Source organism: Kistimonas ophiarachnellae, assembly GCF_057552235.1.
The window spans coordinates 214,247-224,363 of record NZ_BAAJPA010000010.1 but is presented as its reverse complement, the minus strand read 5'-3'; the positions used below and the strand labels follow the sequence as shown (position 1 = coordinate 224,363).

10 protein-coding genes are annotated in these 10,117 nt (G+C 52.2%); 5 read left to right on the top strand and 5 right to left on the bottom strand.

The annotated features are described in order from the left end of the window. The first annotated feature begins 174 nt into the window (after positions 1 to 174). Complete coding sequence (gene bcp / locus AC27K1_RS14370; protein ID WP_487151487.1) at positions 175 to 645, top strand: thioredoxin-dependent thiol peroxidase; 471 nt, start codon at positions 175 to 177, stop codon at positions 643 to 645. Between the two features lie 50 nt (positions 646 to 695). Here bcp and tyrS read toward each other — a convergent pair whose 3' ends face one another. Beyond that, positions 696 to 2,003, bottom strand: coding sequence for a tyrosine--tRNA ligase (gene tyrS, locus AC27K1_RS14365; protein ID WP_487151485.1), 1,308 nt, complete (start codon positions 2,001 to 2,003; stop codon positions 696 to 698). Between the two features lie 295 nt (positions 2,004 to 2,298). Here tyrS and AC27K1_RS14360 point away from each other — a divergent pair, with 295 nt between their 5' ends. Both AC27K1_RS14360 and AC27K1_RS14355 read left to right on the top strand, forming a co-directional pair. Further along, entirely contained in the window at positions 2,299 to 3,687 is a 1,389-nt protein-coding gene (locus AC27K1_RS14360) for an OapA family protein (protein WP_487151483.1), read from the top strand. After that, positions 3,674 to 4,795 (top strand): anhydro-N-acetylmuramic acid kinase, encoded by a 1,122-nt coding sequence (locus AC27K1_RS14355; protein WP_487151481.1) that lies wholly within the window; start codon positions 3,674 to 3,676, stop codon positions 4,793 to 4,795. The genes AC27K1_RS14360 and AC27K1_RS14355 overlap by 14 nt, the downstream gene beginning before the upstream one ends. Before the next feature lie 72 nt (positions 4,796 to 4,867). Here AC27K1_RS14355 and erpA read toward each other — a convergent pair whose 3' ends face one another. The 4 genes from erpA to argC form a co-directional block, all read right to left on the bottom strand. After that, entirely contained in the window at positions 4,868 to 5,221 is a 354-nt protein-coding gene (gene erpA / locus AC27K1_RS14350; protein WP_487151480.1) for an iron-sulfur cluster insertion protein ErpA, read from the bottom strand. Positions 5,222 to 5,316: 95 nt separating this feature from the next. Next, positions 5,317 to 5,814 (bottom strand): bactofilin family protein, encoded by a 498-nt coding sequence (locus AC27K1_RS14345; protein ID WP_487151478.1) that lies wholly within the window; start codon positions 5,812 to 5,814, stop codon positions 5,317 to 5,319. Between the two features lie 4 nt (positions 5,815 to 5,818). Beyond that, positions 5,819 to 6,571: a DUF6776 family protein gene (locus AC27K1_RS14340; RefSeq protein ID WP_487151476.1), complete on the bottom strand. Its 753-nt coding sequence runs from the start codon at positions 6,569 to 6,571 to the stop codon at positions 5,819 to 5,821. Positions 6,572 to 6,616: 45 nt separating this feature from the next. Further along, on the bottom strand, positions 6,617 to 7,648 hold the full coding sequence (gene argC / locus AC27K1_RS14335; RefSeq protein ID WP_487151474.1) for an N-acetyl-gamma-glutamyl-phosphate reductase: 1,032 nt from the start codon (positions 7,646 to 7,648) through the stop codon (positions 6,617 to 6,619). Positions 7,649 to 7,901: 253 nt separating this feature from the next. Between argC and AC27K1_RS14330 the strand changes: the two genes are divergently transcribed. Both AC27K1_RS14330 and hemJ read left to right on the top strand, forming a co-directional pair. Next, a complete protein-coding gene (locus AC27K1_RS14330) occupies positions 7,902 to 9,653 on the top strand; it encodes a chloride channel protein (RefSeq protein WP_487151473.1) in 1,752 nt (583 codons plus the stop codon). Between the two features lie 26 nt (positions 9,654 to 9,679). Beyond that, entirely contained in the window at positions 9,680 to 10,105 is a 426-nt protein-coding gene (gene hemJ, locus AC27K1_RS14325) for a protoporphyrinogen oxidase HemJ (RefSeq protein WP_487151472.1), read from the top strand. The last annotated feature ends 12 nt before the right edge of the window (positions 10,106 to 10,117 follow it).

Here is a 10,117-nt window from a genome sequence, read left to right as displayed (position 1 = left end):
CTCGTTTCATCCAGAGGATAATTCGGCGTTTGACGACCGGGTCGCTATGAAGCTGACCGCAACAGGAGGCGCATTCTATCGATAAGCCTGAAGACATCAAGTGCCCTGGCAATATTTAGGTATAATCCCCACCCCAAACTTTCAAAAACACCATGACGATGGAGCAGTAACACCATGAAATATCTGGAGGCAGGCAGCCAAGCCCCCGCGTTCTCCTTATCGGATCAAGATGGCAATACCGTATCGCTCAGCGATTTTGCCGGTAAGAATAAGGTACTGGTGTATTTTTATCCCAAAGCAATGACGCCAGGATGTACAACCCAGGCCTGCGGTCTGCGCGACAGCAAAGATGCACTCGACCAGCATCGCGTTGTTGTTCTTGGAATCAGCCCTGACCCTGTCGCACGATTGGGGAAATTCATTGCCAAGCATGACCTGAATTTTACGCTGCTCTCCGATGAGGACCATGCTGTTGCTGATCAGTTTGGCGTTTGGGGACTCAAGAAATTCATGGGCAAGGAATATGACGGCATTCACCGTATCAGCTTCCTTATTAATGAAGACGGTGTCATTGAGAAGGTCTTTGATAAATTCAAAACCAAGGATCACCACGATACAGTGATCAATTACCTGGAAAGCAAATAAAGAAAAAGGCCGGATCATTCCGGCCTTTTTTATGACTTCAAAATGCTAGCTTATTGCACTTCAAACAGGTGGTGCTTTTTCTTGCCCAGCTTAACGAGGAAGAAGCGTCCATAGAGGGCATTATCCCGGGCAAAGCATTCTGGCAGCTTCATATTGTCATCCATAGACTTGGCAACACCATTAAATGTCACCGCATTGCGACCCAGTGCATCCTTTACCTGCTTGCCGGATGGCGCAACGCCATGATCTGCAAACAGCTGCGTCATAGGCACACCGTCCAACTCGTCGAGCGCAACTGTTGATGAAGGCAGACCATCCAGACGCAGTTGTTCCAGATCATGCTCGGACAATCCGGAAAGCTCACCTGAGAACAGAGCTTCAGTGATACGCTCTGCAGAACGAAGACCTTCTTCACCATGCACCAGACGGGTCACTTCACGGGCCAGAATCCCCTGACCGGTCTTACGCCCTTGAATCTGCGCATCTTCTTCTTCAATACCACGGATTTCTTCCATGCTGAGGAAAGTGAAGTACCGCAGGAATTTATAAACATCAGCATCCGCAGTATTCATCCAGAACTGGTAGAACGCGTACTGGGATGTCTTGCTGGAATCCAGCCAAACCGCACCGGATTCTGTTTTACCAAACTTGGTGCCATCCGCTTTAGTAACCAGGGGAACGGTCAGACCATACGTCTGCGCCTTGTTCATGCGACGAGCCAGATCGATACCACCAACGATGTTACCCCACTGGTCACTGCCGCCAATCTGCAAAGTACAGCTATGCAAACGATTCAGTTCAGCAAAGTCCAGAGACTGCAACAGCATGTAGGAAAATTCGGTAAAGGAGATACCGGAACCTTCACGCTCAATGCGCTGCTTCACAGATTCCTTGTTGATCATATTGTTGACAGAGAAGTGCTTACCCACATCGCGCAGGAAAGCGAGGACGTTCATGTCACCGGTCCAGTCCAGGTTATTGGCGACAATTGCCGCATTCTCACCACAATCGAAATCAATAAACTGGCTAACCTGACCACGAATTTTGTCAGCCCAGTCGGCGACAACATCGCCCGTATTCAGCTGTCGCTCCGCAGCTTTGAAACTGGGATCACCGATCAGACCAGTGGCACCACCCACCAGCGCGATAGGCTTATGACCCGCCTCCTGAAAACGGCGCAGTACGAGCAGCGGCACCAGGTGGCCCAGGTGCAGGCTGTCAGCAGTCGGATCGAAACCGCAATACAGCGTACGGGAGCCGCTGGCCAGATGCTCCGCCAACTCCTCGACTGCGGTCACCTGGTTAATCAGCCCACGGGCCTGCAGATCCTGCAATAATGCGTTTTGATCGTCTGACATCACTCACTACCTGTCATTGTCCGGCGTGCCGGATAGAAACTCAGCCATCTAAATCGCGCGGTGCGCGCTGTAGCAGAAAATTGCAAACGCCAAAACATACCGTAAAACATTAAAAAGACAACCGCTTTCCCTGCCCGAAGAGTAAATAAATGAACACTCTGGTTTGTGATCAGGATGTAGTGCAGCTTATGATCGTGTAAAGCCGACGCTTACTGACTATTACCGTAAAAAATATGCGTTTATAATCTATTTTTATTAATATCCAGCGAACTAAAGTTATTTTGGCCCCGGGAGTATGACCAATCACCGCCGCGCTACGCAACAATCACTGAAAGCCTTTCCGAAACGTCATCTCGCTCTGGCGGCGGGATTAATGGCTGTTGTTTCCCTGTTGTTGATCATTGTTCCCTCTGAGCCTGTTTCTGCCAAGCGCACAGAAATCCCCTTGGCCATTGAGACATCCGACAGTTTAGCCGAGATTATCGACAAAAATCTGACGCAGCCACCAGCTGCCGGTAATAACGAAACACAAAAAGCAGCAGCGCCCGTTGTTCCTTCCATTGACTGGAAACACGTCACGATTAAATCAGGCGATACCCTGTCAGTGATTTTCTCCAAACAGGGATTAAGTGCCAACACTCTGCATAAGCTGGTCAGCAGCAGCAAAGAAGGTAAATCGCTGGCCTCTATCAGACCAGGGCAAACACTCGAATTTGGCTTCACTGATGGCGAGCTCCAGCAATTGCGTTATGTCCGCACCCAACTGGAAAGCCTGCATTTTACCCGCAGTGATGACAGCTTCGCCGCTGAAGAAGTGATACGAAAGCCTGAGATTCGCCAAAATCACGTTGCCGGTGTTATTACAGATTCCCTGTTCTTATCCGCCAACCGGGCAGGACTACCAGACAAACTGACCATGGAACTGGCCAATATTTTTGGCTGGGATATCGATTTTGTTCTGGATATCCGCAGCAATGACAGCTTCAGCCTGATCTATGAAGAGAAATTCCTGGATGGCAAGTCGATCGGCTACGGCAACATTCTTGCGGCAGAATTCCAGAATCGCGGAGAAATCTATCGGGCCATCCGTTATACCGACAGCAAAGGTAAGACGGATTATTACTCTCCCCAAGGAGAAAGCCTGCGTAAATCCTTTATCCGCACACCGGTTGACTTCACCCGGATCAGTTCCGGTTATAACCCGAACCGTAAACACCCGATCTTCAAAACCAACCGGCCACACCGTGCTGTCGATTACGCAGCGCCTTCCGGCACGCCCATCAAGGCTTCCGGTGACGGCACCATCCACTTTGCTGGCAAGCAGCGTGGTTACGGTAACGTGGTGTACATTAATCACCCCAACAGCATCACCACCGTCTATGCCCATATGCGCAATATCCGGAAAGGCATGCGTAAGGGGGTACGCGTTAAACAGGGCCAGATTATCGGCTACGTCGGTATGACAGGTTACGCAACAGGTCCTCATTTGCACTATGAATTCCGGGTCAATGGTGTGCACCGCAACCCGCTCAAGGTCAAATTACCTGATGCCAAACCGCTGCCCAAATCAGAGATGGCACATTTCGGCCGGGTCACCCGCGTGATGCTGGCCGAACTGGAAACCCGTCAAAGCGGCACCCTGTTAGCGGCTAAAAGTACCAACAGTGACGATGCAACCCGCTGAACCCGATTCAGAACTGTATATTGGCCTCATGTCAGGCACCAGCATGGATGCAATGGATGCCGTGCTGGTTGACCTGGGGTCATCATTTCCTTTGCAGAAGCATCAGGTTTCGATTCCCCTGCCAGAAACACTGCGCAAATCACTCTTTGCGCTCTGCCAGGATGGCCCCAGTGAAATAACACGTTTAGCAAAAGCCGATATTCAGGTCGCAGAAATCAGCGCCCAGGCCGTGAGCATTCTGCTGAAAGAGGCCTCGATACCTGCTTCAGATATACAGGCTATTGGCAGCCATGGCCAGACCATCCGCCACCTGCCGGAAGTGGGTAATACACTGCAGATTGGCAGCCCAAGCCATATTGCCGAGTTGACCGGTATTCTCACTGTTGCCGACTTCCGGCGACGTGATATGGCTGCCGGTGGGCAGGGTGCGCCTCTGGTGCCGGCTTTTCATGAAGCCGTCTTTCGCCACCCGGAAAAAAGCCGCGTTATCCTGAATATTGGCGGTATTGCCAACATCAGCATTCTGCCTACGGCTAAGCACATTCCAGTCAGTGGTTTCGATACAGGCCCTGGCAATGCGCTCATGGATTACTGGAACCAGAAACACCAGAGAACCCGCTATGATCTCAATGGCAGCTGGGCATCCAGTGGGACTGTCGATCAAGCCCTGCTGCATGACTGCTTATCCGATGTCTATTTCAGCAGACAGCCGCCCAAAAGTACGGGGAGAGAACATTTCAATACCGAATGGTTGAATAGTTTCCTTAACAAACATAGCGCCCTGGCTCCCGCCGACGTTCAGGCAACCCTGATGGAACTGACGGCGAAAAGTATTGCCGCCGATATCCAACGCTATGCCGTCGACTGCCAGGAGTTGTTTGTCTGTGGCGGCGGTGCATACAACAGCGCGCTACTTGAACGAATCGCTTTTCATCTGCCCGATATCACCGTCAGTAGCACACGTTCACTCGGACTCGCAGCCGAATGGGTTGAAGCCGTCGCTTTTGCGTGGCTTGCCCGACAGACCATCCACGGCTTGCCCGGCAACCTTCCCAGCGTCACCAACGCCAAAGGACAACGAATCCTTGGCGGAATCTATCCGGCCTGAGTGATTTGAGTCGCCTGAAAAGCAATAGAAGAAAGGCATCAGCCAGCTGAAGGCTTCAGCTGGCGACAAACATCAGATCGTGAACGAGGAACCACAGCCGCAGGTATTGGTGGCATTAGGGTTATTCACGATAAAGCGCGAACCTTCCAACCCTTCCACATAATCCACTTCCGAACCGACCAGGTACTGGAAGCTCATCGGGTCTACCACCATTTTCACGCCGAGCTTTTCAACAACGGTATCATCGTCATTCAGCTCTTCATCAAAGGTGAACCCATACTGAAAACCGGAGCAGCCGCCACCGGTTACAAACACCCTGAGCATCAGGCGATCATTGCCCTCATCCTCCACCAGGTCGCGCACTTTGGTGGCGGCGTTTTCGGTGAAGGTAATTGGCTCAGGTATAAAGGTCTCAGCGGCGGACATTCGTGCTCCCGAAGTACTGCATTATCAACGTCAACAATTATTCAATTAACCGAGTATTCCAGTCAACATTCTCAGGTTACAGGAACTGACAATCCTCAGTTCCCCTCAACCTCAACCTGCATGGCCTGCTTTTCAATACGTTCCTTGTCGGCGGATTTCTTTCCGTCTTTATTCTTTAACGGAATTTCAGAAACCTTGGTTTCAGCCAGTTTGGGCATATGTTCGAGACTGCCATTCACCTGTGCGCCCATGACCATCTCGATCAGGCTGTAATGGACATTACCGCTGATCTCGGCCTTGGCCGCCAGTTCCAGACGCTCCGTGGCGTAGACATTGCCCTTGACCTTGCCGTTCGCAACCACGTTGGGGGCTCGGATATCCCCTTCAATGCTGCCGGCTTCAGCCAACCGCAACACGCCGTCATCCGACACCACATCGCCGACAATCCGGCCTTCCACATGCATGCTGCCATGGAAGCGTACATCGCCATGGATTTCAGTACCATGCGAAATCAACGTGGTTGCATCACTGTTACGCGCGACTGCCTTGGCCGTATTCACGGGTTTGTCCGCGGATTTGGATTTTCCCCACATATTGCTACGCCTCTTTGATAACCCAGTTAAACTTGCGGTCGATGTCCCGTTTCTTCGGGCTGGTAATGCGGCCGGTCACCTGCAGGTATTCAGGCGTAAACCCTTCCGGCAACGCGATCTCGCCCCGGGAACCATCACCGGGAATACTCTGAAAATAGCGGAAACCCAGCCGGATGTTCTTGTCATCCAGCTGTGGCGACAACTCGTGCAGTGCAAAGCTGACGGATTGGCCTCCCTGTTTGCCTACCACTGTCGCCTGTAATTCGCCCTTGAGGAACTGGTGTTGTTTTGCCGATTGCATCACTACCAGCTTCCACTGGAAGTGACGAGGCTGATCCGTCGGCAACAATTCAAATTTTTGAATGGATACCGCCCCTTCCTCTTCTTCCGGCGCGATAATGCTCCGATAGAACGCCAGGTCCTGATTCAGTCTCGCGTTGTCGTCCTTTAATCGACGTACATCTTTGCGCACCAGTTCTGCCGCATCGCGATTGATCTGACCGGCACGTTCAGCAATAGCGATCTGCTGCTTCAATTGGGCAACCTGCTGACTTTGCTCCTGAATCAGCGCCTGGTTATGAGCCAGCTCTTCACGCATGACCTTAATCTCATGCCAGGCCCAGGAACCGCCCAGGTAATAACCGCTCAGTCCTACACCCAGCATAATCACGGCGGTCAGCAGCCATTGCCGACGGCGTCGGGCCGGATCGTTATGCACAACACGGTAAGTCGGTTCAGTTTCTCCCGCACGCTTCAAGCGAAGGTTCTCCAGTCACACAAATTGTATTAAAAACAGGCAACCTTAAGGTGATAAGGCCACCTGTGTCAGGCCTGCCGACTCTTCCTGCCCGAACATGATATTCATATTCTGGACAGCCTGACCGGCAGCGCCTTTTACAAGGTTATCAATAACAGACAGTACCACCACGGTATTCCCGCCCATTGGTCGGCAAACCGCCATTCGACACATGTTAGAACCACGCACACTGCGAGTCTCGGGCGCCCAGCCCGCAGGCATCACATCCACAAAGGGCTCACTCGCATAATGTGCTTCGTAGAGTGCCTGCAAATCCGCATTATCATCGGTCAGCTGTGCATACAATGTGGCATGTATGCCTCGTATCATCGGGGTCAAATGGGGAACGAACGTCAACCCACAGGCATCGCCACTGACCGCATTTAAGCCCTGCCTGATTTCAGGCAGGTGACGATGACCATCCACACCGTAAGCTTTGAAACTCTCACTGGTCTCACACAACAGTGTACCCACATTGGCCTGTCGTCCTGCTCCACTGACACCGGACTTACAGTCGGCAATCATCGTCCCGGCATCGATCAAGCCCGCTTCCAGCAAGGGCAGAAAACCGAGTTGCACTGCTGTTGGGTAACAGCCCGGGTTGGCCACCAGCCGTGCTGACGCGATCTCGGCACGATTCACTTCGGGCAATCCGTAGACGGCATCCTCAAGCAACGCCGGGCAGGCATGCGCCATGCCATACCATTCAGACCAGGTATCCGCGTCTTTCAACCGGAAATCCGCGGCCAGATCAATCACCCGTACGCCACGTGCCAGCAGTTCCGGCACCTGGGTCATGGCAACACCGTTGGGTGTGGCATAAAAGACCACATCACACTCGGCCAGGGCATCGACATCCGGCTCAGTGAAACAGAGGTCAGTATGGCCTCGCAGGCTCGGAAACATGTGATCCAGGCGTCGACCGGCTTCAGAACGTGATGTAATCACCCGCAATTCAACAGCCGGATGCTGCACCAGCAAGCGCAACAATTCGACTCCGGTATAGCCTGTTCCACCAACAATCCCAACCTTGATCACTGATTTCTCCTCGACGCCCCGCGAAAACAGCCGGCTATAATAAATGGCTTTAGTTAAAATCTACAGCCATTAACGCGCGTAATCTGTCGTCCTTATCACATTCAGATAATGAAAGATCTTACTATCAACCTGCCCTGAGTCATGGAGATTCACACCAGCTTCTGCATAATGGCAGGCAAAAAAATGATGACAACTCTTGGATGACAGGGAAATTCATGACTCCAGCAACACCACAGTCCGGCGGAACCTACTGATGCGATTGACGCCCCGCCGCCCCTCCTTCTATCGTTTTCGCCAACAGCTTGCAGATACGGATGCGATCCCCCAATTAGTCCTGCTGGGGCTGCTGACCGGCTTGTTTACAGCACTCGTTACCACAGGTTTTCGGGAATTAATCACTTTTTTTACGAGTCTGTATTTACCCGCTCCCGATTATGATGACTTTGCAGCCCTAGAGTGGCCCCTTCGTCTGTTATTGCCACTTATTGGTGTCGCTGTCATTGTGACACTCTTTCGCCTGTTACATGAATCCAAGCATCGCCTGGGCATTGCCCACGTAATTGAGCGATTAAGTCTGCACCAGGGACGACTCCCGCTTAAACCTTTTTTACTTCAGTTTTTTGCAGGCGTTGCTGCGATAGCTTCCGGTCATTCCATCGGACGTGAAGGGCCTGCTGTGCATTTGGGCGCCGCCAGCGGCAGTCTTCTTGGCCAGTGGTTACACCTTCCCAATAACAGCCTGCGCGTACTAGTCGCCTGCGGCAGTGCGGCAGCGATCTCCTCCCTGTTTAACACCCCGATTGCCGGTATTGTGTTTGCCATGGAAGTGGTTGTCATGGAATACACCGTCGCTGGCTTTATTCCTGTGATGCTGGCATCAGTCATCGCAGCGGTGATCACCCGTAGTCTCTACGGCACAGAGCCCGCTTTTCATGTGCCATCACTCACTGTCACCACTGTCAACGAGCTCCCGCTGATCATCATTACCGGGATTACCATGGGGTTGCTGGCCGTATGCTTTTGCCGCCTGATTGTCCTGTTTGCCCGCACTAATCCTTACCCGCTATGGCTGCGTCTGACCTGCGCTGCCTTGCTGACGGGCCTGACCGCCATCTGGCTGCCACAGGTGATGGGTATTGGGTATGGGACGCTGTCGGACATCATGTTCAACAATCTCGGTTTCACCTTCCTCTGTCTACTCACCATCGGCAAATTGTTTACCAGTGCTGCCAGTATTGGCCTGGGCGTTCCTGGCGGGTTAATTGGCCCATCGCTTTTCATAGGCGCAGCCGCAGGCAGTACGGTGGGTAGTCTGACCAACATGCTTGGAATCAGTGCAACGGTGAGCGGTTTTCCAGCCATGGTTGGCATGAGCGCCATGTTAGGCGCGGTTCTGCAAGCGCCACTGACGGCACTGATCACCGTGCTGGAGTTAACACGAAATCCCAGTATTCTTCTGCCATCCCTGATTGCGATCATCATTGCCTGGCTCATCACCAGCCAGCTATTCCGGCAACAATCGATATTTACTCAAATGCTCTCTGCCGATGGCCTGGATTTTCGCCATGACCCGGTCGCCCAGGCGCTGCGTCGTGCTGGCGTTGCCAGTGTAATGAGTCGGAGCCTGCAACAACTGGAGCGACACTGCCCGTTTGAACAACTGAACAACGCCCTCAAAACCAAGCCTCGCTGGTTACTCATCAGCCACAACGGAAAACCACAAAGCCTGATGCCAGCCGTCGAACTGGCGCGCCAGCTGGAACAGCTGACATTCGATGCCCACTACACACTGGTTGAAACTGCAGACCTGCTGGGCATTCCCGCCAAACGACTGGAAGTGGGCGCCATTGATATCAAATCCACTCTGCATGAAGCCTTGAGAACGATGGATCAGCACAGTCTGAATGCGCTTTACGTGGTCAGCCGCAACAGGAAAAACGGTGACACAATTACTGGTATCATTACCCGTGCCGATATCGAAGCCTGGTACCAGGTCCCCCACTGACACCAATAATACGGGATAACTCTTCAATGCTTTATTTGTGGATTAAAGCGTTTCATATCATCAGCATGGTCTGCTGGTTCGCAGGTCTGTTTTATCTGCCGCGGCTTTATGTCTACCATGCCATGAGCAGTGACAGCATCAGCATTGAGCGTTTCAAGGTCATGGAAAGAAAGCTCTACCGTGGTATTACCACCCCGTCCATGATCCTGACACTGATCTTTGGTCTCTGGCTTTTACATATGCAGCCGCTCCTGCTCAAACAGGGGTGGTTCCATGCCAAGCTGGCGCTGATTATTCTGTTATTGGGCTACCATCATGTCTGCGGTCGGTTTCTGAAAGTATTTGCCAATGACACCAACACGCGCAGTCACAAATTTTACCGTTTTTTTAATGAGTTTCCGGTGCTGTTGTTGCTTGGTATAGTGATATTGGTGGTTGTGAGACCATTCTGACACCCAGACCAA

Bases quoted from the DNA above. Each gene is read 5' to 3' on its own strand.
- bcp (WP_487151487.1), top strand. From the start codon at position 175: ATGAAATATCTGGAGGCAGGCAGCCAAGCCCCCGCGTTCTCCTTATCG.
- tyrS (WP_487151485.1), bottom strand. From the start codon at position 2,003: ATGTCAGACGATCAAAACGCATTATTGCAGGATCTGCAGGCCCGTGGG.
- AC27K1_RS14360 (WP_487151483.1), top strand. From the start codon at position 2,299: ATGACCAATCACCGCCGCGCTACGCAACAATCACTGAAAGCCTTTCCG.
- AC27K1_RS14355 (WP_487151481.1), top strand. From the start codon at position 3,674: ATGCAACCCGCTGAACCCGATTCAGAACTGTATATTGGCCTCATGTCA.
- erpA (WP_487151480.1), bottom strand. From the start codon at position 5,221: ATGTCCGCCGCTGAGACCTTTATACCTGAGCCAATTACCTTCACCGAA.
- AC27K1_RS14345 (WP_487151478.1), bottom strand. From the start codon at position 5,814: ATGTGGGGAAAATCCAAATCCGCGGACAAACCCGTGAATACGGCCAAG.
- AC27K1_RS14330 (WP_487151473.1), top strand. From the start codon at position 7,902: ATGCGATTGACGCCCCGCCGCCCCTCCTTCTATCGTTTTCGCCAACAG.
- hemJ (WP_487151472.1), top strand. From the start codon at position 9,680: ATGCTTTATTTGTGGATTAAAGCGTTTCATATCATCAGCATGGTCTGC.